This is a genomic window from Olleya sp. UBA1516, assembly GCF_002323495.1.
Taxonomy (GTDB): domain Bacteria; phylum Bacteroidota; class Bacteroidia; order Flavobacteriales; family Flavobacteriaceae; genus Olleya.
The window spans coordinates 39,355-65,189 of the sequence record NZ_DCQO01000017.1 but is presented as its reverse complement, the minus strand read 5'-3'; the positions used below and the strand labels follow the sequence as shown (position 1 = coordinate 65,189).

Genomic DNA, 25,835 nt, shown 5'->3' with positions numbered 1-25,835 from the left:
TAGTAACTAATCTTTTTTAACCCTTAAAAATTTTAAAAAATGTATCAATTAACTTTAAGTTTTTGATACATTTTTTTTTTAGCCAGTATATAGTTTTCGTTATTAACAGTAACTTTTTATTACATTTAACTACTAATATTTAAAACCAATAACCATGATATTAACAACAACAAATTCTATTGAAGGATTTAGAATAATTGAATACAAAGGGATTATAACCGGAACCTCTTTTGAGACTAAAACAAAATTTTCTTTTAAGACCGAAAAAAATAAAGAGTTAACAACAGACGTTATTAACGAAGCAAAGGAACATGCTTTTCAAGAGTTACAAACCAATGCTAGCAATTTAAACGCAAATGCAGTAGTTGGCATAAATGTTGATTTTGAAACCGTAAATGGCTCTTATTTTTTTGTTTCAGTAACAGGAACAGCAGTAAGCGTAGCACCTCAAAAATAAATAGTTAGTCTTTTTATTTTTTTAGTGTGTTTATAAATAAAAACTAATATTACTAAAAGTGTAACACTTGCAAAAAAGAAGCCTCTTTATTAAAACAAAACCTTTTTTAAAATGAAAAATTTATTAGTTACAGTTTTCTTTTTAGCAACAACTTTAATTTTTGCTCAAAATCCAAAAAACAAAAATGTTGGTGATTTTAACGAAGTTAAAGTCTTTGACTTAATTAAAGTAAGTCTTGTAAAATCAGACGAAAATAAAGTTATGATTACTGGAGAGGATGTAGATGATGTAGAGATTATAATTAAAAACAATACCTTAAAAGTACGCATGAAATTTGATCGTAGTTTTGATGGTACTAAAACTTTTGTAGCTGTACATTACACAGATTTAAAAGTAATTGATGCTAATGAAGGAGCCATAGTTGTTGGTAACGAGTTAATAACTCAGGACAGCATAGAGCTTCGTGCGCAAGAAGGTGCTTCTATAATTGTTGGATTAGACGTTAATACAGTTAATGTAAGAGCTGTTTCTGGAGGTATTGTAGAAACTAGAGGTAAAGCCAAAACGCAAGACATAACGCTTAATACAGGAGGTATTTACGAAGGTCGTGATTTTGAAACAAAAAATACAACAGTAAAAGTTAGAGCAGCTGGTGAAGCAGAGGTTAAAGCAAGCGATTCTGTAGATGCACGTATTACAGCAGGTGGAACCATTGATATCTATGGAGATCCACAAATAGTAACTAAAAAGCACACGTTTGGAGGTTCTATTTCTGTAAAAAATGATTAAATAACTTAACCAGATTTATAATAAGGCTTCAAATTTAATTTGAAGCTTTTTTTATTTGTAGCTATAGTACTATGTGTTAATTAAATATTTTCTTTACTTTGTAGTAAACACAATTAAAATCAATGTTCGACGATATACTTGCAGCTATCCCTTTTGGTATAATACTTTCTTTTACCGTAGGACCTGTATTTTTTGTATTGTTAGAAACTAGTGCTACTAAAGGGGTAAGAAGTGCATTAATATTTGATGCTGGTGTAATTTTGGCCGATATTTTATTTATTGTAGTCGCCTTTTTTAGTACTGAAAGGTTACTTGGTAAAATTGAAAATGACCCTAATTTTATAATATTTGGTGGTGTATTATTGGTGTTTTATGGCATAATTTCGTTTGTTAAAACATCGCGATCGTTTAGATCTATTGTTAAAGAGTATCATAAAGTAGAATTTAAAAAAGGCTATGGTAAACTATTTGTTAAAGGGTTTTTACTTAACTTTATTAACATTGGTGTCTTATTAGGTTGGTTAGGTTTTATAGTTTTGGCTAGTAAAATTACAACTTCGCATAACGGAGTAATTGTTTTTGTTACAACCATGTTGGTTGCCTATTTTGTAACAGATCTAGTAAAAATTATTGCAGCTAAAAGACTTAAAAATAAATTAACGCCACGTCTTATTTTTAAAACTAAAAAAATTATTGCTTTAGTTATTCTAGGATTTGGTATTTTGCTGTTAGCACAAGGTTTTTTTCCAGAAGAAAAAGAAAAAATTAAAGAAAAGCTTGAGCAAATTAATCCATTATAATTTGTTTTATGAGTACTTTTCAACCCAAAAAAAATACCTTACTTCTTCGTATTTGTATCTCAATTTTACTTTTAGGTAACTTATTTAAAATTATGCATTGGCCAAATGCATATGATTTATTAACCTTTAGTATTAGTGGTATTTTGATAGTATATCCCATTCGTTTTTATTTTAAACAAGACAAAGAAACCATGGATTATATTAAAGTTATTACGATTGTTTTGTGGTGTTTAAACTTTCTTCTTGGATTTAATCAAGTATTTGGTTTTAGTATTTTAATAATACTATTTGGTTGGTGGTTATTAACAGAAAGCGCTAATTATTTTAATAGCAATCAACTTGTCCTTTCCAATATTGCACAAAAAGTATATTACGGCTTTATAGCTATTAGTATTGGTAGTATTGCTTTTGGAACTCTTTTTAAAATTCAACATTGGCCTTACGCTAATGTCTTATTTACGTTAGGTGTTTTTTTGGCTTCTATATTAGTAATTGTAGACTATTTTGTGAGACGCAAAACGGAATATGTCTAAAACGCAATATCATATTTACGTTGTGGAATTGTCAAAAAAAGTATTTACTCAAAATACTAAGTTTAGAGCTGCCAATCCACAGTTTAATGGTGTTTTAGAGTGTTTATATGTTGGTATGACTAGTAAAACGCCTAAAGAGCGTTTTTTACAACATAAAACTGGCTACGTTAACAAAAAGGGACATAAGTTATCGTCTAACATTGTCCAGAAATATGGCATGTATTTAAGACCTAGTTTATACAACCATATTGGACCAATTGCAACTAGAGCAGAAGCTTTAAAAATGGAAGAAGCATTAGCTTTAGACTTACGTCGAAAAAAATATGCAGTCTGGTTTAATTAAAATTTTAGTGGTCATTGCGAGGTACGAAGCAATCTTTTCATAATTTTCAATCATAATTAGAAAAAATAAATGTTTTATACTTACATGATTGTTATTATGTAACCTGCTTTTAATCATTTAAAATTCATATAAAATAAAGACATAAAAAAAAGCGCTACTTATAAAGTAACGCTTTCTTGAGGTGTCGAGCGGATTCGAACCGCTGTAGATGGTGTTGCAGACCACTGCCTAGCCACTCGGCCACGACACCCTTAATAGGACAGCAAATATAAAAATAATTACCGTTTTACCCTATTTCTGTTAGTTTTTTCTTTTTTCTGTTAATTCTACTGTAACCATCTGTACATCACCACCAATTGGAGGATTTATTTTACTTACAGCAACCGTTGCAATAGTAATTAATGTATCTTCTTTAAAAATACGATCTAAAATACGCTTAGCAACATGCTCTAAAAGTGCACTTGGTGTCGCCATTTCTTCAACTACAACTTTGTTTAAAAATACGTAATCTACTGTATCTTCTAATTTATCAGATGTTGTACTTTTTTGTAAATCTGCTTTCACTTTTAAATTTACTAAATAGTCGCTTCCAATAGCAGTTTCTTCTTTTAAACAACCATGATATGCAGTAACGCGTATATTTTCAACTTTAATTATTCCCATTTTCTTCAAATTTTGAGCAAAAGTACCTAAAATAGTAGTTTACTAAATTTTTAAAGTGTGGTTAAATTCATTTCAACTAAAAAATAACTAATTTTACAGCTTATTATTAAGTTGATGTAATAGCAATAATCAATTACAATAAAGTAAAACACGTATGTCTGAAGATAAAAAGTCACTCAATTTTTTAGAGCAAATTATAGAAGAAGATTTAATCAATGGTTTAGATCAAAGTAAACTACGTTTTAGATTTCCGCCAGAACCAAATGGGTATTTACATATTGGTCATACTAAAGCAATTGGTATTAGTTTTGGTTTAGGCGAAAAATATAATGCACCAGTTAACCTTAGGTTTGATGATACTAATCCTGCTAAAGAAGAGCAGGAGTATGTAGATGCTATTAAAGAGGATATCTCTTGGTTAGGCTATCAATGGGCAAACGAGGTATACTCGTCAGATTATTTTCAAATTCTATTTGATTGGGCTGTACAGTTAATAAAAGATGGTAAAGCGTATGTGGATTCTCAATCTTCTGTCGCTATGGCTGAACAAAAAGGGACACCAACACAACCAGGAGTTGATGGACCATTTAGAAATAGATCTGTTGAAGAAAATCTTGACCTTTTTATGCGCATGAGAAATGGCGAGTTTAATGAAGGCGAACATATTTTACGTGCTAAAATAGACATGCAACATCCTAACATGTTAATGCGTGATCCATTAATGTATCGTATTTTAAAGAAAGCACACCACAGGACAGGTGATACTTGGTGTATTTATCCAATGTATGACTGGACGCATGGAGAAAGTGATTATATAGAGCAAATATCACACAGTTTATGCTCACTAGAGTTTAAGCCTCACAGAGAGCTTTACGACTGGTTTAAGGAGCAAGTGTATGATTATTCTAAATCAGAGTATCCAATGCAACCTAAACAACGTGAGTTTGCACGTTTAAACCTTAGTTATACTATCATGAGTAAACGTAAGTTGCTTAAGTTAGTAGAAGAAGGTATTGTAAACGGTTGGGATGATCCACGTATGCCTACAATTTCAGGACTACGTCGTCGTGGTTTTACACCAACAGCTATTAGAAAATTTGTAGAAACTGTTGGAGTCGCTAAACGTGATAATATTATTGACGTTGCACTTTTAGAGTTTTGTATACGTGAGGATTTAAACAAAAAAGCACCACGTGTAATGGCAGTTTTAGACCCTTTAAAAGTGGTTATTACAAATTATCCTGAAGATAAAGAGGAATGGTTAGAAGCCGAAAATAACCAAGAAGATGATGCAGCAGGTTTTAGAAAAGTACCTTTTTCTAGAGAAATCTATATAGAAAAAGAAGATTTTAAAGAGGAAGCTAGTAGTAAGTTTTTTAGACTAAAACTAGACGGAGAAGTACGGCTTAAAAATGCTTATATCATTAAAGCAGATAGCGTTGTTAAAGATGCTAATGGAAATATAACTGAAGTACATTGTACATACTCTGAAGACACAGAACGTCGTATTAAAGGGACTTTACATTGGGTAAGTATTAAGCATGCAATTAAAGCTGAAGTTAGAGAATACGACAGATTATTTTTAGACGAAGCACCAGATAGTCACGAGGATAAAGATTTTATGGAGTTTATTAATCCAAACTCTTTAAAAATTATAGACGCTTTTGTGGAGCCTAGTTTAAAAGAAGCTAAGGTAGGAGAGCAGTTTCAGTTTCAACGTTTAGGATATTTTAATGTGGATAACGACTCTAAAGCAGAGGCGTTAGTATTTAATAAAACTGTTGGTTTACGTGATAGTTGGGCAAAACAAAAACCAGCTGCCAATGCGCAAAATAACCAACAAAAACAACCACAACAAAACAATCGTCCTGCTATAGAGCAAATAAAATCATATGGTAAAAAATATGATAGGATGAAGCCAGAACAACAAGATAAGGCTAAAGCCGAAATACAAGCACTAGCAAAAGACGTTGCTTATCAAGATTTAGAACCACTATTTGGTACAGCAGTTAAAAAAGTAGGAACTCGTGTTATTACTATGATAACCTTAGGTATTTTACTTGATAATGGTTTAGATAAAAACGAAGCGATAACAGACTTTATTAACAAAGCGTTGGAAGACAAAAACGAGCTGTTAGTAAACGAAGCAAAAGCGCTTAACTAATAATTTAAAAACCTATCAGATGTAAAAATTTGATAGGTTATTTTTTTATATTGAAACAACTAAAAATAGTACTGTTTTTTCTTATTGTTTGTATCTATAATACAAACGCACAAGAGTATCCTGTTATTAGTGACATGGTAACAGATAATGCCTATATTTTTAGTAACAATGAAGCCCAACTTTTAAGAGATAAATTAACTGCTTTTGAAGCCAGAACAACACATGAAATTGTTGTACTAACCATACCAGATTTGGATGGTGAAAATATTGAGTATTATGCGTATTCTGTATTTAATCAAGAAGGTAATAACTTTGGTAAAGTAGATGTTGACAATGGTATTTTAATTTTAATAGCTGTTAATGACAAGAAGGTTAGGATAGAAGTAGGAGACGGTTTAGAGCCTATTATTACAGACGCTTTTGCATCAAGAGTTATTAGACATAGGATAACACCACTTTTTAAACAAGGTCGTTTTTTTGAAGGTATTGATGATGCAACCTCAGAGCTTATTAAATTAATTGATGATCCAATTTATGCTAACGAGTTTTCTAATTTTATAAATAAAGAAGCAGTATCAACAAACGATAAGTCTACAGATGGTGTACATGTTATAACCAAGCTTATTGTATCCATTATTTTATTATTTGTTTATTTCTGGATAGGTATTTATGCGTATTACAGACTAGTAATTAAACAAAGTTTTAAAACATTTAAACTTAAATTACTATATAACAATCATAGGACTAAGTTTATAATCTATGCTACGTTAGCATTATTAGTTATTAATAGTTTTTACGTTATTTTCTTGAAATTATTTTTAGGTTTATTGATAACAGGCTTTTTATCCATCTTTGTTTTTATTGGGTATTTTGTGTTATTAAAATTAGCTTTTACAAGAGCTATTCTTATTTTTAAAAGCTTATTTACAGGACAATTAGGTGTTTTTATTTATCTGTTTTATATACCAACAACAGTATTTTTATTTGTTGCAGGATTTTTGTTTGGATCATTACCAATTGTAATGGGTTTCTTTTTTATGCTTGATATTGTTTTAAATAAAGATATTAACAGTGTAATGGCTAACGTACAGATTATTTATGTTTTAGGCTTTTTTATATCTGTTATTATACTATTTCATTTTATAGCAATATATTTTGCTATCTATCAAATTAAAGGAGAATATAATAAGTCGTTTGGATTTGCTTTTTTTAAACGCGATGCCAAATTATCTGCTAAATTAAATCCAGGTTCTGCTAGAGGGTATTCTTCATCAGGTGCCTCAAGCTATTCCTCGTCGTCTTATTCTTCGTCAAGGTCATCATCTTCAAGCAGTAGTTATTCTGGTGGAGGAGGACGATCCTCTGGAGGAGGTGCAAGTGGTAGTTGGTAATACTTTAGGAGATTTTTACAGCTTGTATTTTGTAAAGTTTTATATTAATACAGACTAATTAATTAGTTATTAGTCTTTTATTTAAACCAGTGATACACTTTAAAATTTATAAATCGGTTACAGATCTTCCTGATTATTGGGATGCTTTACCGACTAATGATTTGTTTTTAAAAACACCTTTTTTAAAAGCCTTAGAGCACTCTTGTCCAAAAAATATTAGTACTAATTATATTGGCATTTTTAAGGATAATAGTTTGGTAGGAATAGCTATTATACAACGCGTGCAGTTATATCTTGATGATGTCTTTAGAAATCCTACAGATAATACCTTAAAACGTCTTACAAAAGCTTTAATAGCTACTGTAGTTAGAGGTAATGCTTTAATTATTGGTAATTTGATGCATACTGGTCAACATGGTCTGTATTATAATACTAAAATGATTTCTCAAACCCTGTTTTTGGATACTATTTTTAAAGTTATTGACGCGTTATCAATTCAAATTAAAAAGGAAGACAATAAACGTGTTAGAATGATATGTTTTAAAGACTATTTTGAAACCGATAGTATCCATCAAAATCAACATTTATTTACTAAAAACAAGTTGTATAAATTACAAGTCCAGCCTAATATGGTTTTGGATATAATACCAAGTTGGAGTAGTAGTCAAGATTACGTTTTAGTATTAAGTAAAAAGTACAGAAGTCGTTACAAATCTGCTTTAAAAAAAGCAACTAATGTTATTAAAAAGGAATTAGATTTAAATGAAATAAATACAGCTTCGGAAGCTATATATATGTTGTATAAAAATGTTTCGGATAATGCTAAGGTTAATTCTTTTGTATTGGATAAAAGGCATTTTTTCAACTTAAAAAAAGAATTAGATCAAGATTTTAGGCTGTTTGGGTATTATCTAAATGATCAATTAATAGGGTTTTATACCTTAATTTTAAACAATAACCAGTTAGAAACTTACTTTTTAGGTTATAATCCGGATTTTCAATCCAAGTACCAATTGTATTTAAATATGTTGTATGATATGTTAGATTTTGCAATTACAAATGGGTTTAAAAAGGTGGTTTATGCTAGAACTGCTATGGAGATTAAAAGCTCAGTTGGTGCTAAGCCTAATGCTATGAGTATATATATTAAGCATACTGACAATTTTATTTTAAATCCAACTTTAAAGTACATTGTAAACACATTAAATCCTACTTCAAAATGGGAGGAAAGACATCCATTTAAATAAGACTTTAGTAAATCTTTAGCATTATATTTTTTGTTTTGAAACGCCTTTACATTAATTTAGGTAAATAACTTAAAATCATACAGCTATGAATACGTCTCAAGAACTATTAACAAAAATATCTCAAAAAACAATTGAAATTAAAGAACACTATCCAGAGCTTCAAAAGTATCTAGATGAAACCAGGATTACCTTACCACATGGTGATAATAGTGCTGCTAAAGTGGATACGGAATCATTACAAAATTATTTAAATAGTTTAAATGAAATGGTTGATAAATATAAATCTAACTCATAAAAAAAACCTCACATTTTGTGAGGCTTTTTTAGTATAAATTAAAGGATTAGTTTTCCTTTTTCTTTGCGTTTTTCATAGCTTCTCCAATTTGATTACTTGCTGTAAAACTTGCAACCATATCGTTTAGCATTGTACTACCTGCTTGAGGCGAGTTTGGTAATAATATTAAGTTACTGTTAGTCTCACTACCAATAGCTTGTAATGTATCATAATGTTGTGTAACTACAATTAAAGCAGATGCTTCTTGACTGTTAATACCAACACGATTTAATACATCTACAGACTCTTCTAGACCTCTAGCAATCTCACGTCTTTGGTCCGCAATACCTTGACCTTGTAAACGCTTACTTTCTGCTTCAGCTTTTGCTTTTTCAACTATTAAGATACGTGCAGCATCTCCTTCAAATTGAGCAGCAGTTTTTTCTCTGTCTGCAGCATTAATACGGTTCATTGCAGCTTTTACTTGAGCATCTGGATCTATATCTGTTACTAAGGTTTTAATAATATCAAAACCATAGTCTGACATGGCATCATTTAATTCAGTTTTTACTGCAATTGCAATATCATCTTTTCTAACAAAAACATCATCTAATTTCATTTTAGGTACTTCGGCACGTACCACATCAAACACATAACTTGTAATTTGTTCATGTGGGTAATCTAATTTGTAAAAAGCATCATAAACTTTTTGACTAATTACACGATATTGTACAGATACTTTAAGACGTACAAATACATCATCTAAGGTTTTAGTTTCAATAATGACATCTAATTGTTGGATTTTTAAGCTTAATCTACCTGCTATTTTATCTACTACAGGAATCTTTAGATGTAATCCTGATTGGCGTATGCTATGGAATTTACCAAAACGCTCTACAATAACAGCTGTTTGTTGTTTTACAACAAAAAATGAGGATAAAAAGACAAATAGTACAAGGACTATTAGGATAATAAGTGTTGGATTCATGAAAAATGGATTTTAATGGTTATACTACTATGGTTACTAAATTAAGTTATATTTGCGGACAAACCCCTTAATTTACTATGAAAAAAATTCAATTCATCTTATTAGTAGCACTAACTATAGGTTTTGTTACAAAAAACTTTGGTCAACATACAAGTTATAAAATTAAAAACGGATTTTCTTTGGGTGGAGGAATCACTCAATTTGATATCATTACAGACAATTTTGAAACTAAAAAAGGAGACGGTTGGATTGCTAACATGACTGCTACAGTGGATATTCCTCAAAAATGGTTTAATGTTAGTTACGGTATGCAATTGTCTGAAAACACGATTAGTACTACTGGATTTGATTTAGCATCCACTTTATTGGCCCAAGATGTGGAGTATAAAATTTTTACTGCTCAAGTACAATTTTTATGGCATGCTAAACCTTTTAGAAGCTCTCATTTTACTATAGATTTTGGTCCTATGTTACAATATAATAGTGATTTAGAGTTAAGTGATGACCAACAAGAAGACTTTATATTAGCAGATTTTGATACAGTTCAGGCTAAAGCTGTAAAGGATTTAAATAACTTTAATGTTAATGGTACTGTTGGTGCAACTTTAGGTATTGGCTTTTTTAAATTAAGAGCTCAATACATTTATGGGTTTACTAATATTTTAGGTGCTTTAAATGACTCAGATTTTAATCAAGCATTAGGTAGAGATTTTAAAGGAAACCAAAGCATGTTTGCCTTTACAGGAATGTTGACTTTTTAGGTTTTATACTACATAAAAGACATTAAAAAAGCCATCTAATTTAGATGGCTTTTTTGTTTTATATACTTTTAATAAGTTGTTCTATGCGTTTGATACTTTCGTTTTTACCAATCATATACATAATATCAAAAACATCAGGTCCTTGTAAAGCACCAACTAAAGCCAAACGTAAAGGCATCATTACTTTACCAAAACCGACATCATTTGAAGTAATCCATCCTTTTATGTCTTTTTGAAGGGTTTCCACTTCAAAATCTTCAATGTTAGATACAACAGCTAAAACATCTGTCATTATAGCTTTAGTATCCTCTTTAAAGGCTTTTTTAGAAGCTTTTTCATCATAACTTTCCGGAGCAACAAAAAAGTAACTACTTAAATCCCAAAAGTCATTGACAAATGTGGCACGTTCTTTAATTAATCCAACAACTAATGCTATATAATTTACATCAATTGCTTCTAATTGTTTGTGGTTTTTTTGAAAAGCTTCTGCTAAATCGTCGTTAGATTGCTCTTGCATGTAATGGTGATTAAACCATTTAATTTTATCAGGATCAAAACGTGCTCCTGCTTTATTCACTCTGTTTAAATCAAAAGCAGCAATTAATTCTTCTAACTCAAAAATCTCTTGTTCTGTACCAGGATTCCAACCTAAAAAGGCTAAAAAGTTAATAACTGCCTCTGCAAAGTAGCCTTCTTCTTTATAACCAGTAGCGCTATCACCAAATTCTGGATTCCATGCTAAAGGAAACACTGGAAAACCTAACTTATCACCATCACGCTTACTTAATTTTCCTTTTCCTGTTGGCTTTAATATTAATGGTAAATGTGCAAATTCTGGTTGTTCCCATCCAAAAGCTTGGTATAATTGAAAGTGTAATGCTAAACTTGGTAACCATTCTTCACCTCTTATAACATGCGTAATTTCCATTAAATGGTCATCTACAATATTTGCTAAGTGGTACGTAGGCATACCATCGCTTTTAAATAATACTTTATCATCTAAAACGTTAGTATCTATTTTAATATCACCACGAATAATATCTTTTAAATGTAGTGTTTGATCTTGTGGACTTTTAAATCTAATTACGTAATCGTCTCCAGCATCTAATTTAGCTTTAACTTGCGTTTCTGTAAGTGCTAACGAGTTGCTTAAATTTAAGCGATTATGCCAATTATAAATAAACGTTTTACCATTAGACTCGTCTTGAGTTCTATGAAAATCTAATTCCTCTGACGTATCAAAAGCATAGTAAGCATTTCCGCTAGCAATTAATTGGTCAGCATATTGTTTATATAAAGCTTTACGTTCACTTTGTCTGTAAGGTCCAAATTTTTCATTTTTACCTGGTCCTTCATCAAAAGGGATATTACACCAATTTAAGGCGTCCACAATGTATTGCTCTGCACCTTCTACATAACGATTTTGATCTGTATCCTCAATACGTAATACAAAAGTTCCGTTATGTTTTTTGGCAAATAAATAGTTAAAAAGAGCTGTACGTACACCTCCAATATGTAAAGGTCCTGTTGGACTTGGTGCAAAACGCACTCTGACTTGTTTTGACATCTTGTTTTGTTTGAGTGTACAAAGATAGAATAGAGTAGTAGAAACAGCAAAAAAATAAGGATAAAGAACAGCTTTATACACAGGCTTTTTTTCCGCGTAAGCGATTACCTTTAACAATAACTTATAATCCTAAATATTTAGGTGTAAAAATAAAAATGTATTTTAGTCAGTTAAATAGCAATTACTTGAATAATTTTAACACAATACAGACCAAATTAGAGCAATTTATTAGAAAATATTATACTAATGAGTTGATTAAAGGTGCGCTATTATTTTTTAGTATTGGCTTGCTGTATTTTATTTTTACACTGTTAATCGAACATTTTTTATGGCTAAGTCCAACCGCTAGAACCGTTTTGTTTTGGTTGTTTATAATTGTCGAATTAACGCTGTTTGTTAGATTTATTGTTCTACCATTAGCTAGATTATTTAAACTTAAAAAAGGTATTGATTATAAAAAAGCATCTTCAATTATTGGTAATCATTTTCCAGAAGTTAACGATAAGTTACTTAATGTTTTACAATTAAAGGAAGCTGGTAGTCAATCGGAATTATTATTGGCAAGTATTGATCAAAAATCAGAAGAATTAAGCCCAATACCGTTTAAGTTAGCAGTTAATTTTAAACAAAACATAAAGTATTTAAAATATGCAGCTATACCTATTTTAATATTTGTAATTGCTGCTATTTCTGGTAAGTTAAATTGGTTTAGCGACAGCTACAAAAGGGTTGTTAATTATCAAACTGCTTATGAGCCTCCTGCTCCTTTTGCTTTTTTTGTGTTAAATGAAAACTTACAAACTACCCAAAATAAAGAATTTAGATTATTAGCAACAACCCAAGGCGACGTAGTACCTGATAATGTTAAAATTACTTACAATAACGAAACTTATTTTTTGCAACAACGTCAATCCGGAACTTTTGAATACGTTTTTGAACAACCCAATACAGACATAACATTTAATTTTACTGCTAATGGTGTTACTAGTAAACCATACACTTTAAAAGTTGTAGAAGTACCTACATTGGTTGGGTTTGATATGCATTTGGAGTATCCAAACTATACCAACAAACGTAACGAAACTTTAAAAGGTATTGGTAATGCAATTGTACCACAAGGAAGCAAAATTACATGGCAACTTAATACTAAAGCGACGGAAAAGGTTGATTTAATAAGTACAGATACTATTGCTTTTTCTAGTATAAAATCTGGTTATTTTGAGATCTCAAAAAAGGTATATTCTAATTTTGATTACAACATTAGCACCAGTAATAAGTCTATTAAAAATTACGAAAACTTAGCTTACGGTATTACTATTATCAAAGATCAATATCCTGATTTAAAGTTAGAAGTTAAGGTAGATAGTTTAGATAATCAAACCCTTTATTTTAAAGGACAAGTAAGTGATGATTATGGATTAAGTAAGCTGCAATTGGTATATTATCCAAGAGATATTCCAACTGGTAAAAAAACGTTAAACATTCCAGTCGCAAAATCTAATTTTGATCAATTTATAAGCAGCTTTCCTAATAACTTATCAGTAGATGCAGGTGTGTCTTATGATTTGTATTTTGAGGTATTTGATAACGACGCTGTTAATAGTATTAAAAGTACTAAAAGTTCTGTGTTTAATTTTAGAAAACGTACACAGGATGAGGAAGAAGAAAAGCAATTACAAGAGCAAAATCAAACCGTTAAGGATTTAAATAAGTCTTTAGAAAAATTTGACAAACAGCAAAAGGAGTTACAAGAGTTATCTAAAACGCAAAAAGAAAAAGCTGAATTAAACTTTAATGATAAGAAAAAATTTGAAAACTTTTTAAAACGTCAGAAAGAACAAGAACAAATGATGAAGCAATTCAACAAAAAGTTGAAGGATAATTTAGACGAATTTCAAAAAGATAAAAAGGAAGACGATCAGTTTAAGGAAGATTTAAAACAACGTCTTAAGGATAATGAAGAGCAACTTAAGCAAGATGAAAAATTGCTTGAAGAATTAGAAAAACTAAAAGACAAATTTAGTAAAGAGCAGTTTACAAAAAAGTTGGACAATCTTGCTAAAAAGGCTAAAAGTCAAAAACGAAGTTTAGAACAATTGGTAGAGCTTACTAAACGTTATTATGTGACTAAAAAAATGGAAAAAATTAGTGACGAGCTTGATAAATTGGCAAAAGAACAAGATAAATTAGCTAATAGTAAAGCGGAAGAAAATACTAGTGACAAACAAGACGAGATCAATAAAAAATTTGAAGATTTACAAAAACAATTAGAGGATTTAGAAAAGGATAATCAAGATTTAAAAAATCCGATGGATGTACCTCGAGACAAAAATAATGAGGAAAACATTAAGGAAGAGCAGCAAGAGGCAAGTGATCAGTTACAGGAAAAAGAAACTGCTAAGGATGAGAAACAAAAAAAAGATAAACAACAGTCAGCAAAACAAAAGCAAAAAAGTGCAGCTCAAAAAATGAAAAAAATGAGCCAAAGTATGCAGATGCAAATGGCTGGTGCTGCGCAAGAGCAACTAGAGGAAGATATTGCGATGTTACGTCAGATCTTGGATAATTTGGTAATTTTTTCTATGGATGAAGAAGCTTTAATGAAACAATTTAAAAGCATAGAAATTAATCATAATGAGTATGCGACTTACCTTAAAAAACAAAAAGAACTTCGTACACATTTTGAGCATGTTGATGATAGTCTTTTTGCTATATCATTAAGACAGCCTAAGTTTTCTGAAGATATAAATAGAGAGATTAACGAAGTATATTATAATATAGATATGGCGTTAGACGAGTTTTCTGAAAATAAGATTTATCAAGGTGTATCGTCACAACAATATGTAGTTACTTCTGCCAATAATTTGGCTGATTTTTTAAGTGGTGCTTTAGATAATATGCAAAACCAAATGGGTATGCCATCTCCAGGACAAGGTGAAGGAGGTATGCCAATGCCAGATATTATTATTAGCCAAGAAGAGTTAGCTAAAAAAATGGGTGAAGCCATGAAAAAAGGTAAAGAAGGTAAAAAGGGAGAAGAAGGTGTTAAAGGTGAATCTGGTGAAAACGGAAAAGCTGGCGAAAGTGGAAAGGACGGAAAAGACGGTAAATCAGGAGAAAATGGCGATGGAGAAGGACAAGGTGAAGGTAAGGGTAAAGGTGGTAAACCAGGAGAAAATGGTCAAGGTCAAGGCGGAAGTCAACAAGGTGATAATGGATTAAATGAAGAAGGTAATGCTGAATTATTTAAAATTTATCAAGAACAGCAAATGTTGCGTCAAGCTTTAGAAGAGCGATTGGATAAAGAAGGTTTAGGCGAAAGTAGAGAAGCAAAGCAATTATTAAAAGACATGGAGCAGGTTGAGTTGGATTTAATTAACAAAGGTTTTACCAATCAAACGCTTAGTAAAATGCTGAATATTCAGCATCAGTTATTAAAACTCGAAAATGCAGTATTACAACAAGGTCAAGAACAAAAGCGACAATCTGAAACTAATACAACAGCGTTTAAAAATACAACTAACAACCAAATAGATAAGGCTAAACAATATTTTAATACAACTGAGATATTGAATAAGCAAACCTTACCTTTGCAGCAAATTTATAAGCAAAAAGCACAACAGTATTTTAAACAACAAAATGATTAGTTTTAATAACGAAACCGATTTTAAGCTTCAAGATGAGGCTAAAATCTCTAAATGGATATCTTCTATTATTTTAAAAGAAAACTGCAAGGAGGACGAGATAAACTATGTGTTTTGTGATGACGAGTATCTACATAAATTGAATGTAGAATTTCTACAACACGACACACTGACCGATGTTATTAGTTTTGATTACTCGGTAGGAAAAACACTACAAGGAGATATTTTTATTTCTGTAGAACGTGTTGCGGATAATGCGAAAGATTTTGATGTTTCATTCGATGCAGAATTACATCGTGTTATAATTCATGGTATTTTACATTATTGTGGATATAAAGATAAGACTGAAGCTGATGCTAGCTTAATGCGTACTAAAGAAAACGAAGCATTAGCGTTATTAAAAGCAATGTAATTGTTTGTTGTATATTTGCACGCTTTTAAAAGTAAAATAATAAAAACGTTCCACGTGGAACAATCAATATAATGATACTGAGTTTTGCTTGGTATTAATTCAAATTAAAATTATGTTTAACGAAGTATATGATGTAATTGTAGTTGGAGCTGGTCATGCAGGAAGTGAAGCAGCAGCATCTGCAGCTAATATGGGAAGCAAGACTTTGCTAATTACCATGAATTTACAAAACATTGCTCAAATGTCTTGTAATCCTGCAATGGGTGGAATTGCTAAAGGACAAATTGTAAGAGAGATTGATGCGCTTGGAGGTTACTCTGGTATTGTAAGTGATACCTCTGCTATTCAATTTAAAATGCTAAACAAATCTAAAGGACCTGCAATGTGGAGTCCAAGGGTCCAAAGTGACAGAATGCGTTTTGCTGAAGATTGGCGTTTGATTTTAGAGCAAACTAAAAACCTTGATTTTTATCAAGAAATGGTTTCTGGGTTAATTGTGGAAAATGGAAAAGTTACGGGTGTGACAACATCACTTGGAGTTAAGGTAAAAGCTAAAAGTGTTGTCTTAACTAATGGTACTTTTTTAAATGGTTTAATCCATATTGGAGATAAAAATTTTGGTGGAGGTAGAGCAGGAGAAAGAGCTGCAACTGGAATTACTGAGCAGTTAGTTAATTTGGGTTTTGAATCTGGTAGAATGAAAACCGGAACACCACCAAGAGTGGATGGTCGATCTCTGGATTTTTCTAAAATGGTCGAGCAACCTGGAGATGTTAATCCAGAAAAATTTTCATATTTAGACACTACAAAACCATTAACTTATCAACGTTCTTGTCACATGTCTTATACAAGTGAAAAGGTTCATGATTTATTGCGCGAAGGTTTTGATCGTTCGCCAATGTTTAATGGTCGTATTAAAAGTTTAGGACCTAGATATTGTCCTTCTATAGAGGATAAAATTAATCGTTTTGCGGATAAAAATAGACATCAATTATTTGTGGAACCTGAAGGTTGGAATACTTGCGAATATTATATAAATGGCTTCTCAACTTCGCTTCCAGAAGATGTTCAATTTAAAGCATTACGTTCTGTAGTTGGTTTTGAAAACGTTAAGTTTTTTAGACCAGGTTATGCTATAGAATACGATTATTTTCCACCAACACAATTAAAGCACACTTTAGAAACTAAGTTAGTAGATGGCTTATATTTTGCAGGTCAAATTAACGGTACAACAGGTTATGAAGAAGCAGCGTCTCAAGGTTTAATGGCAGGAATAAACGCAGCATTAAAAGTGCAAGAACGCGATCCTTTTATACTACAAAGAGACGAAGCTTATATAGGTGTTTTGGTTGATGATTTAATAACTAAAGGAACTGAAGAGCCATACAGAATGTTTACTTCTAGAGCGGAATATAGAACGTTATTACGTCAAGATAATGCAGATATAAGATTAACACCAAAAGGATTTGATTTAGGTTTAGCTAGCGAAAAACGTTTAAGAAGAATGGAGGAGAAGCATGATGCAGCTGAAAAATTTGTGCAATTTTTTAGAGACACAAGTGTTACACCTGACGAAATTAATCCTGTGTTAGAAGCAAAAGATTCTGCTGCAATTAGACAGCAAGATAAGATGTTTAAAATGTTTGCTAGACCAAATATTGGTATTGAAGATATGAAGCAAATTGAATCTGTTTCAGGTTATATTAATGATAATAATTTGGATAGTGAGGTTATTGAACAAGCCGAAATTCAAGTGAAATATTCAGGCTATATTGCAAAAGAAAAGAATAATGCAGATAAGCTTACGCGTCTAGAAAATATAAAAATTCCACCTAATTTTGATTATTCAAAACTGCAGTCTATGAGTTTTGAAGCAAGAGAAAAACTTAAAAAAATACAGCCTGTAACCATCTCTCAAGCATCAAGAATTAGTGGTGTATCACCATCAGATATTTCTGTTTTGTTGGTGTATATGGGTAGATAAATTGGATAAAAAAAACAGAACGTTCCACGTGGAACGTTCTGTTTTTTTATTTATTGATGGATAACATAATTGTATTCTTATCAAAAAATGAATCAAAATATAAGTAATTGTGGCTAGTCAAAATAATCAAAATGTGTTTATAGAAGTAAAAGATCACTCAGTTTCTGGAGAGGTTTTTAAATTAATTGAAAACAAAACTTATGGTTATTTGGAAACGATTCCTAAACCAACTTTAGATAAATTACCAGAATATTATAAAACCGAGGATTATATTTCTCATACAGATTCTAAAAGAAATCTATTAGAAAACGTGTATCATGCAGTAAGGGAGATAGCATTAAAGCGAAAACTAAAGTTGATTGATTCATTTCAAACTAACGATAAATACGTTTTAGATTATGGTTGTGGTACAGGAGATTTTTTAAAAACTGCATTAAATAATGGATGGCATGTTTCCGGAATTGAACCAAATGAGGAAGCAAGATTAATAGCAAATCAAAAAACTAAAAACGCAGTATTAGATCTGTCACAAATAAAAACTTTAAAAACTCAAAGTTTTGATGTTATCACCTTGTGGCATGTTTTAGAACATATCCCAAATTTAGAAGAACAAATCACACTACTTAAAACGTTACTTAAACCAAACGGTGTTTTAATTATTGCGGTACCAAATTACAATAGTTACGACGCTAAACATTATAAACAATTTTGGGCAGCTTTTGATGTGCCAAGACATTTATGGCATTTTAATCAAACTTCAATTTCAAATTTATTTAAGACAGTTAATTTAAATGTTCAATTTACTAAGCCTATGCTTTTTGATTCATATTATGTTAGTCTATTATCTGAAAAATATAAATCTGGACGAATGAATATATTTAAAGCTTTTTGGATTGGTTGTGTTTCAAATTTTAAAGCAAGGTCTTCTGGGCAATATTCTTCATTGATTTATACGCTTAAAACAGCTAAAAAGTAATTTAATAATCAGGATTAAAAGATTTCAAGTCTTAATATATAAATATATTGCTTTTATTAAAAAATGCCTTAAACGCGCTTATATGAGGTCATTTTTAATAACTATTTCTTATTTAGAATTAAAATTATTATAAAAAATTCTTATTCTTTTAAAATCTGTTAAAAAAAATAAAATTTGACATATTTAATTATTTACATTTGCTCAAAATCAAAATAAATTAAAATGAAAAAAATAATAGGTTTAGCAATTGTTGCATTAGTATTTACATCTTGTCAAAAGCAAAAAATTGCTTACGTTGATAATGGTCTTGTAATTAATGAAATTAAAGAGAAAGTAGATTTAGAAGCAAGATATAATGAAAAGGATGAAGCCTTTAAAAAAAAGGTAGATAGTTTCCGTCAGGTATTTCAAGTTGAATACCAAAAAGTAGCAACGCTTTCTAAAAGTCAACAAGAATCAGAATTACAAGCTTTAAACCAAAAAGCACAAGGCTTACAACAAACTTGGCAAGCAGAACAGCAAAACTTTCAAAATGAATATCAAGTAGAAATAGATTCTTTAATATCTAAAGTTAAAGGTTTTGTAAAGGATTACGGAAAAACTAATAATTATGATTACATTTTAGGGACTGTAGAGAATTCTCCAAGTGTAATGTATGGAAAAGAGGAGAATGATTTGACTCAAAAAATCATTGAAGACTTAAATGCTGCATATAAAAAGTAAGATTTTTACAGATTTTTTAAAAAAGGCGATTAACTACTGTTAATCGCCTTTTTTGACTTATAATACTTTAAATATCAGTCTTTTTGATATAAATAGCTATATTTATTGCGCTATTAATTATTTTCAATAAAGATTATGAGAGGCTTGCTTTTGCGCTTTGCTATCTTCATTTCTATGTTTTCGTTTACTTATGCTCAGCAAACAGTACCATTTACAACGCAAAAAGCGTTTTATATTTATGGTGATGCTGCAGTAATAGGTAATAACATATTAAGTAAAGATAAACAAGAACCGTACAATGATTATCTGTTAACCAACGATGATATTGATATGGTCTATGTGGATATTGATCAGGATAAAACGACGTTTTCATCTAGTTCTGCCAATCTTAAATTACCTGATAATCAGTCTAAAATTGCATATGCAGTCTTGTATTGGTCCGCAACATACAGTTATATAAAAGGAACAAGAAGAGAAGAGGATGCTCAATTTTATTTTCAAGGAAATCGACAAAAAAACAGGTCTTTAATTAACAAGGTAAAACTTAAATTACCTGGAGAAAATTATCAAAATATTACAGGTAATGTGTTGTTTGATGGAGCAAAAAATCCAGCGTTTGCTTTAAATGCGCCTTACGTTTGCTTTGCAGATGTTACTAAACAATTACAAGAGGTTAAACAAGTAAATGGAGAATACACAGTAGCTAATATTAATGCAACCCAAGGATATGTAGCTGGTGGAAGTGCAGCTGGCTGGATGTTGTATGTTGTTTACGAGGCACCAACTAGTAAACCTAAGTATATCACTACTTTTAATGGTTTTTCTCATATTGGTAATCAACCAGAAATCATTTCATTGGACGATTTTAAAACACCAGATAAAGGAGCGACTAGTACAGCAATTGTATTAGCAACTTTAGAAGGGGATTCTGCATTGTCTGGAGATCAATGCATTGTCGCTAACCCAGTAACTAACAAAGCGTGGCAATTACAAGCTCTTAACAGGGATAAAGATAATTTTTTTAGTAGTCAAATAACTTCAGTATCCACAGCTAATACTGTTAGATATCCAAACAGTAGCAATACTTTAGGATTTGATTTGGCAACAGTTACTTTACCAAATAATGATGAGGCAGTAATAGTCAATGGAACAGAAAAAGTTGACCTTATTTTTAATACTAAACAGGATCGTTTTTACTTGTTTTTTACTGCTTTTAATACTGAAATTAGTGAGTCATTTTTTAAAGAAATTCAATCAAATACACCTGTAAATGCTATTGTTTTAACGTCAGAAAAACTTAATTCAAATACTATTTTAATACCTGATAATGAGGTGTTTAAGTCTGAAATAGAAACAATAAAGACTATTTCTAAAACGGATATTAAAACTATCGGTCAAGCCGAAAATTATAACATTACTACACAATCCTTTGCTTTAAAACAACCAGTAATTATTAAAAAGGAGCTAAAGCAAGAATTGGTTGTGCCTATGTCTAGTGAGATAATATCGTCTAAGTCCCAAAATGAAGCGCTAGCTAAAGGAGATGTTTTAATTTCATCTACTAATTATGTGCGCGCATTAAAAATAGAAGACAAACCTTTAGAAACACAAGCATTTAAGTTGTTATTAGAAAAAAACGCAGCACTTATAGAAGGTGCAAAAGAAGGCTATTATGTTATAAATAAGTTTTTTTCCGAATCCCAAAATGCAATTAATTGGCAAAAATATTTAAAAGAAAAAGGTTACGATAGTCAGATACTTATTGATGAAACTGAACAGTTATTTTATGTTTACGTCTTTCATACCCAAAATTTTTATGATGCTTACATGCAGCATAAAACATTACTGAATAACGCTCTTTTTAGTCAAAATTGGGTATTTAAAGTTAATATGATTGACTATTAACTACTTAAGTATATACAAGGCCATTAAGGTTGGAATTAAGTAAATTACAATAGTTCTTGCGCCATCATAGTCTTTTGCAACACGTTGACCAAACAATAAAAGCAGTAGTGTTATAGCACTTAAAATTGCAGCATAAAAACCAAAACTGGTATTACTATCAATTATTAAAGTAAAGCAACCTATTACAGCAAATACGCCTGCAATGGTTTCTAAAATTAATATTATAGCGACATTTAAAGGTACCATATTAGCCATAAATGTTTTTGAAAAATGACCTTTTAGCCATTCAATATTACCTTTCCAATCGGTTATTTTATCGTATCCTGATTGTAAAAAAGTTATAGCTAAAAACAGTAGTAAAATTAGCTCTGTAATGTTATTAAGTACGTTATTCATAAAAGTTGGTTTTTAAAATTAGTTAGTCACTTTTAGCAATAAAATTGGATTCCATTATTGATAATGGATATCGTGATTTTACCAGGAGCAATTTGTTCTCCATCGGCTTGAAAGTATGTATTAGTATTGTTATTTTCTATTAAAAGATTATTTGTCTTAAAGGTTTTTACTTTGTCATGAAACACTATTTTACCATTAAATAATTTAAAGATATTTTTTATAATATCCCATTTGTAAAAACGGTTAGCAATGGTTATATCAAATAGGCCATCTTTAGGATTTGCTTTATGCGTTAATTGCATACCAGAACCAGTGTATTTACAAATCCCTATCTGTATCATAAAGCAAGACTTTATGTTTATAACCTCAGATTTTGTAGTTATTTTGGTTTCAAAAAAACGATATTTAAAAAGGCCTTTTAAAGCGCCTAAAATGTAGGTAAATTGACCAAAAGTCCTGTTGTTATTAACAATGTTTACCACTAAACCATCAAAGCCAATTCCGGTTAGGTTTAAAAAATATTTATTTGAAATGTTTTGATCTAAGTAATTAATACAACCAACATCTTGAGTATTAATTGTTCCGTTTAAAATAGTATCTAAAGCCTTATTTACGTTTTTTGATATACCATGTGTCTTTACCCAATCATTACCAGTTCCAACAGGTATAACGCCAAAAATGATGCTCTTGTAATTACTATTATCCTGACTAAATACACCATTAATAAAATTGTTTAATGTACCGTCACCACCAATAATTATAAATTGTTTATGGCCTTTTTTAATAGCTGTATGTGTAATTTCAATTTCGTGATTGGGATGAGTTGTAAAACTATACTCAATATTAAAATAAAGATTTAATTTGGACTGTATAGCTAGCCAAACCTTTTTACCATGTCCGTTTCCAGAAACAGGATTAATGATCACAAAAAAATTACGTTTTGCTGTCAATTTAATCTTGTTTAGCGTGTAGTAATCGCGTTAGCTTAATACTTAAGTCAGTTAGTATTATTTTAGAATTTCCGTTACGTTCTATATGGTAAATAGCATCGTTTAACTCGTTAGAAATATCCATTATATTATTATTGTGAATAAAAGGAGCAAACTTAGCTATATCAAAATTTTTGCTTTTAGTTTCAAAGTAAACTAATTCTTCAGCACCATAATTTAGTAACATGGCTTGTCGGAAAAAATCTAAGCAAAAATTTAAAAACTGTTTTTGTGTTTCTCGTCCAGTTTTAGCAATGTCTTCGCTCCATCCAATTAAATCATGGATTGCACCTTTATTTCCTTTAGCTTTAAAAGCAGCACGAATCCAAAAAATAAACCACTGCTCAAATTGGTCATCTTCACTATCATGATAGACTAAATCACACGCTTTATTATAATTTCCATCCGCTTGGTGTGCTATTTTTGTAGCAGTAGCATCATCCAGATTAAATTGTTTAATAATTCCCGATTTAATATCGTCTTCGGCTAATGGAGGAAAATGTAAAATTTGACAACGCGATCTTATGGTGTTAATTATCTGTTCTTCCTCTTCTGCAATTAAAATAAAAACGGTATTGTTTGGTGGCTCTTCAATTAATTTAAGCAGCTTGTTAGCAGCTTGTGTATTCATTTTTTCAGCCATCCAAATTAGCATGACTTTATAACCACCTTCGTAAGATTTTAAACTTAACGCTTTTACAATATCTAAAGCTTCATCTACACCTATTTGACCTTGTTTATTGTCAACGCCTAATAGTCTGTACCAATCAAATAAGTTTCCGTAAGGTTGTTCTTTAAGTAATTGCCTCCATTCTTCTAAAAAATAAGAAGAAACTGGATGTTTCTTAACCTTATCTGTAGTGGTAACAGGAAACGCAAAGTGTAAATCTGGGTGAGAAAAATTATTAAATTTTAAATTACAAACTTCGTTTTCTCCTGTGTTTTCACCCAAAGTGTTTTTACACAAAATATATTGCGCATAAGCAATAGCCATAGGCAAGGTTCCGGAACCCTCAGGTCCAACAAAAAGTTGGGCATGTGGTATACGACCATTATTAGCACTTGTTGTTAAGTGTTTTTTAATATGATTTAATCCTAAAATATCACTGAAAAGCATAGGCAAATATAGTTTTCCTATTATTGAAAAACTATTTTTATTAAAAATTGATTTTAGCTTAACAAATTTAAAGTATGGCAGTATTTGTATATATTTGAGGATTATTAATTGTTCTACATCTTTAAAATGAAAAAGTTATTTGGCTTACTTTTTATTATAACAGGATCTTACCATGTTATTGCGCAAGAAACTGAACAAGTAAATTCAGTCACCAATGGAGGTCTTGAATTTAAATCTTTAAACGAATTCTACATTTTTGGAGATACTGCAGTAATTGGTAATAACATTTTAAGTGAGGATGATAAAGATGCTTTTAATGATTTAACGGTTAATAACGACGATACTAAAATGCGTTATGTTGATATTGACAGAGACACCGAAACTTTTAGCTCTAGCCAAGCAACGCTAACCTTACCAGAGGACTTTAAAAAGATAGCATATGCAGGCTTATATTGGTCAGCAACCTATGCTTATGAAAAAGGAACACGTAAAGAGCAAAAAGGTAATTACGATTATCGAGGCAGTGGAGAGCGATCTGCAGTAATTAATCAGATTAAATTTAAATTACCTAATCAAGAGTATTTGGATGTAACAGGAGAAGTAATATATGATGGGTCTACAGATCCAACACACGCCATTAATGCACCTTATGTGTGTTATGCAGACGTAACATCGTTATTAAAACAAGCAGAAAATAAATCAGGCGATTATGTCGTTGCTAATGTAAAAGCTACAGAAGGCTATTTGTCTGGTGGTAGTGCAGCAGGTTGGATGTTATACGTAGTATACCAATCACCTACAGACAATCCAAGATACATATCAACGTATCATGGTTTTGCTTTAATTAATAAGCAAGAACCTTTGGATTTAGAATTTAAAAATTTTAAATCCGTAGAAAAAGGAAATGTAAAAACATCGGTAATACTATCTGCTTTGGAAGGAGATTCCGCATTAGAAGGTGATGATTTTGCAATAATAAAGCAGCGTGATGGTAGTTTTCAATCATTAAGTAATGGAGCACGCTATCAACAAAACTTTTTCAATAGTTCTATTACTAATAATAGTATAAAAAATAGGGATCGACTACCTAATAGTGAGAATACGCTTGGATTTGATATTGCACAACTTGATATTCCTAATTATAATAATGCAATAATTAATAATAGTACAAGTCAAACAACGCTTAGATTAAAGACACAAGCAGATAGATTTTACCTGTATTTTACAGCATTTCAAACAGAAATAGCTCAAAATTATTTTGACGACATTGTACAAGATAATAACCCAAGTGCAAGCCAAACAGCTAATGTATCTCCAGAGATTGTAAGATCACAACCAGAAACAGTACCAAGCTATAATACTAAAAAGAAACGTCAACCATATAGTTACACAAAACGTGGATTAAAGTCCAAAGCATTTAAATATTTAAAAAATAAAAAAGCGACAACTATTGCAGGAATAGAAGGTGGCTATTATGTTATAGCAGGTGTCTTTGCAGAAAACATGAGAGCAAGAAAATGGACAGATTATTTAAATAACAAAGGGTATACAGCAAAAGCGTTTATTAACCCTAAAAACAGTTGGAATTACGTCTATTTATTTAGAGGAGATACCGCAGAAGAAGCCTTTAAAATGGCAGAAGATTTAAAAACAAATTACAGATATAGAGATACTTGGGTTTTAAAAGCAAACCTAAACTAAAAACATAGCAA

General features: G+C 30.7%; 23 protein-coding genes and 1 tRNA gene. 17 read left to right on the top strand and 7 right to left on the bottom strand.

The window, feature by feature from the left end; translation table 11 throughout:
* Window positions 1-154 precede the first annotated feature (154 nt).
* The 5 genes from B2989_RS10690 (at window position 155) to B2989_RS10670 (ending at window position 2,922) form a co-directional block, all read left to right on the top strand.
* Window positions 155-457 carry a YbjQ family protein gene (locus B2989_RS10690; protein WP_145005022.1) on the top strand — a complete coding sequence of 101 codons (303 nt, stop codon included), beginning with the start codon at window positions 155-157 and terminating at the stop codon, window positions 455-457.
* A 111-nt stretch (window positions 458-568) separates the two neighbouring features.
* Window positions 569-1,246, top strand: coding sequence for a head GIN domain-containing protein (locus B2989_RS10685; RefSeq protein WP_292948192.1), 678 nt, complete (start codon window positions 569-571; stop codon window positions 1,244-1,246).
* A gap of 122 nt (window positions 1,247-1,368) precedes the next feature.
* Complete coding sequence (locus tag B2989_RS10680) at window positions 1,369-2,046, top strand: LysE family translocator (RefSeq protein ID WP_145005016.1); 678 nt, start codon at window positions 1,369-1,371, stop codon at window positions 2,044-2,046.
* A 92-nt stretch (window positions 2,047-2,138) separates the two neighbouring features.
* Complete coding sequence (locus tag B2989_RS10675; protein WP_292948189.1) at window positions 2,139-2,579, top strand: GldL-related protein; 441 nt, start codon at window positions 2,139-2,141, stop codon at window positions 2,577-2,579.
* Window positions 2,572-2,922, top strand: coding sequence for a ribose-5-phosphate isomerase (locus tag B2989_RS10670; RefSeq protein WP_292948187.1), 351 nt, complete (start codon window positions 2,572-2,574; stop codon window positions 2,920-2,922). The genes B2989_RS10675 and B2989_RS10670 overlap by 8 nt, the downstream gene beginning before the upstream one ends.
* Window positions 2,923-3,101: 179 nt before the next feature.
* Here B2989_RS10670 and B2989_RS10665 read toward each other — a convergent pair.
* Together B2989_RS10665 and folB are read right to left on the bottom strand one after the other, a co-directional pair.
* A tRNA-Cys gene (locus B2989_RS10665) sits at window positions 3,102-3,172 on the bottom strand.
* 50 nt (window positions 3,173-3,222) lie between these two features.
* Complete coding sequence (folB, locus tag B2989_RS10660; RefSeq protein WP_028282533.1) at window positions 3,223-3,585, bottom strand: dihydroneopterin aldolase; 363 nt, start codon at window positions 3,583-3,585, stop codon at window positions 3,223-3,225.
* 154 nt (window positions 3,586-3,739) lie between these two features.
* Here folB and B2989_RS10655 point away from each other — a divergent pair, with 154 nt between their 5' ends.
* The 4 genes from B2989_RS10655 to B2989_RS10640 all read left to right on the top strand — a co-directional run bounded on the left by B2989_RS10655 (window position 3,740) and on the right by B2989_RS10640 (window position 8,682).
* Window positions 3,740-5,749, top strand: coding sequence for a glutamine--tRNA ligase/YqeY domain fusion protein (locus B2989_RS10655; RefSeq protein ID WP_292948183.1), 2,010 nt, complete (start codon window positions 3,740-3,742; stop codon window positions 5,747-5,749).
* A 50-nt stretch (window positions 5,750-5,799) separates the two neighbouring features.
* Window positions 5,800-7,140: a TPM domain-containing protein gene (locus B2989_RS10650; protein ID WP_292948181.1), complete on the top strand. Its 1,341-nt coding sequence runs from the start codon at window positions 5,800-5,802 to the stop codon at window positions 7,138-7,140.
* An 89-nt stretch (window positions 7,141-7,229) separates the two neighbouring features.
* Window positions 7,230-8,387 carry a GNAT family N-acetyltransferase gene (locus tag B2989_RS10645; RefSeq protein WP_292948179.1) on the top strand — a complete coding sequence of 386 codons (1,158 nt, stop codon included), beginning with the start codon at window positions 7,230-7,232 and terminating at the stop codon, window positions 8,385-8,387.
* A gap of 85 nt (window positions 8,388-8,472) precedes the next feature.
* Window positions 8,473-8,682: a hypothetical protein gene (locus tag B2989_RS10640; RefSeq protein ID WP_292948177.1), complete on the top strand. Its 210-nt coding sequence runs from the start codon at window positions 8,473-8,475 to the stop codon at window positions 8,680-8,682.
* A gap of 46 nt (window positions 8,683-8,728) precedes the next feature.
* On the opposite strand, the gene B2989_RS10635 is transcribed toward B2989_RS10640, so the two are convergent.
* Window positions 8,729-9,649, bottom strand: a complete 921-nt coding sequence (locus B2989_RS10635) for an SPFH domain-containing protein (protein ID WP_145004995.1) — start codon at window positions 9,647-9,649, stop codon at window positions 8,729-8,731.
* 77 nt (window positions 9,650-9,726) lie between these two features.
* On the opposite strand from B2989_RS10635, the gene B2989_RS10630 reads away from it, so the two are divergent.
* Window positions 9,727-10,410: a hypothetical protein gene (locus B2989_RS10630; RefSeq protein ID WP_145004992.1), complete on the top strand. Its 684-nt coding sequence runs from the start codon at window positions 9,727-9,729 to the stop codon at window positions 10,408-10,410.
* 58 nt (window positions 10,411-10,468) lie between these two features.
* Here the strand turns inward: B2989_RS10630 and gltX are convergent, their stop codons facing one another.
* Window positions 10,469-11,977, bottom strand: a complete 1,509-nt coding sequence (gltX, locus tag B2989_RS10625; RefSeq protein ID WP_292948173.1) for a glutamate--tRNA ligase — start codon at window positions 11,975-11,977, stop codon at window positions 10,469-10,471.
* A 185-nt stretch (window positions 11,978-12,162) separates the two neighbouring features.
* On the opposite strand from gltX, the gene B2989_RS10620 reads away from it, so the two are divergent.
* The 6 genes from B2989_RS10620 (at window position 12,163) to B2989_RS10595 (ending at window position 21,621) form a co-directional block, all read left to right on the top strand.
* Window positions 12,163-15,624 (top strand): hypothetical protein, encoded by a 3,462-nt coding sequence (locus B2989_RS10620; RefSeq protein ID WP_292948171.1) that lies wholly within the window; start codon window positions 12,163-12,165, stop codon window positions 15,622-15,624.
* The gene (gene ybeY / locus B2989_RS10615; RefSeq protein WP_292948168.1) at window positions 15,617-16,033 is read left to right on the top strand and encodes an rRNA maturation RNase YbeY; all 417 of its coding nucleotides are present in this window, start codon (window positions 15,617-15,619) and stop codon (window positions 16,031-16,033) included. The genes B2989_RS10620 and ybeY overlap by 8 nt, the downstream gene beginning before the upstream one ends.
* Before the next feature lie 112 nt (window positions 16,034-16,145).
* On the top strand, window positions 16,146-18,017 hold the full coding sequence (mnmG, locus tag B2989_RS10610; protein WP_292948166.1) for a tRNA uridine-5-carboxymethylaminomethyl(34) synthesis enzyme MnmG: 1,872 nt from the start codon (window positions 16,146-16,148) through the stop codon (window positions 18,015-18,017).
* Window positions 18,018-18,126: 109 nt separating this feature from the next.
* Window positions 18,127-18,993, top strand: coding sequence for a class I SAM-dependent methyltransferase (locus B2989_RS10605; protein ID WP_292948164.1), 867 nt, complete (start codon window positions 18,127-18,129; stop codon window positions 18,991-18,993).
* 222 nt (window positions 18,994-19,215) lie between these two features.
* Window positions 19,216-19,716, top strand: a complete 501-nt coding sequence (locus B2989_RS10600) for an OmpH family outer membrane protein (RefSeq protein WP_292948162.1) — start codon at window positions 19,216-19,218, stop codon at window positions 19,714-19,716.
* A gap of 135 nt (window positions 19,717-19,851) precedes the next feature.
* Complete coding sequence (locus B2989_RS10595) at window positions 19,852-21,621, top strand: hypothetical protein (protein ID WP_292948160.1); 1,770 nt, start codon at window positions 19,852-19,854, stop codon at window positions 21,619-21,621.
* On the opposite strand, the gene B2989_RS10590 is transcribed toward B2989_RS10595, so the two are convergent.
* The 3 genes from B2989_RS10590 to B2989_RS10580 are packed head-to-tail and all read right to left on the bottom strand — an operon-like array spanning window position 21,622 to window position 24,123.
* On the bottom strand, window positions 21,622-22,017 hold the full coding sequence (locus B2989_RS10590; protein ID WP_292948158.1) for a DoxX family membrane protein: 396 nt from the start codon (window positions 22,015-22,017) through the stop codon (window positions 21,622-21,624).
* Window positions 22,018-22,049: 32 nt separating this feature from the next.
* Complete coding sequence (locus B2989_RS10585) at window positions 22,050-22,967, bottom strand: diacylglycerol/lipid kinase family protein (RefSeq protein ID WP_292948156.1); 918 nt, start codon at window positions 22,965-22,967, stop codon at window positions 22,050-22,052.
* Between the two features lies 1 nt (window position 22,968).
* Entirely contained in the window at window positions 22,969-24,123 is a 1,155-nt protein-coding gene (locus tag B2989_RS10580; RefSeq protein WP_292948154.1) for an ATP-binding protein, read from the bottom strand.
* 126 nt (window positions 24,124-24,249) lie between these two features.
* On the opposite strand from B2989_RS10580, the gene B2989_RS10575 reads away from it, so the two are divergent.
* A complete protein-coding gene (locus B2989_RS10575; protein WP_292948152.1) occupies window positions 24,250-25,824 on the top strand; it encodes an SPOR domain-containing protein in 1,575 nt (524 codons plus the stop codon).
* The last annotated feature ends 11 nt before the right edge of the window (window positions 25,825-25,835 follow it).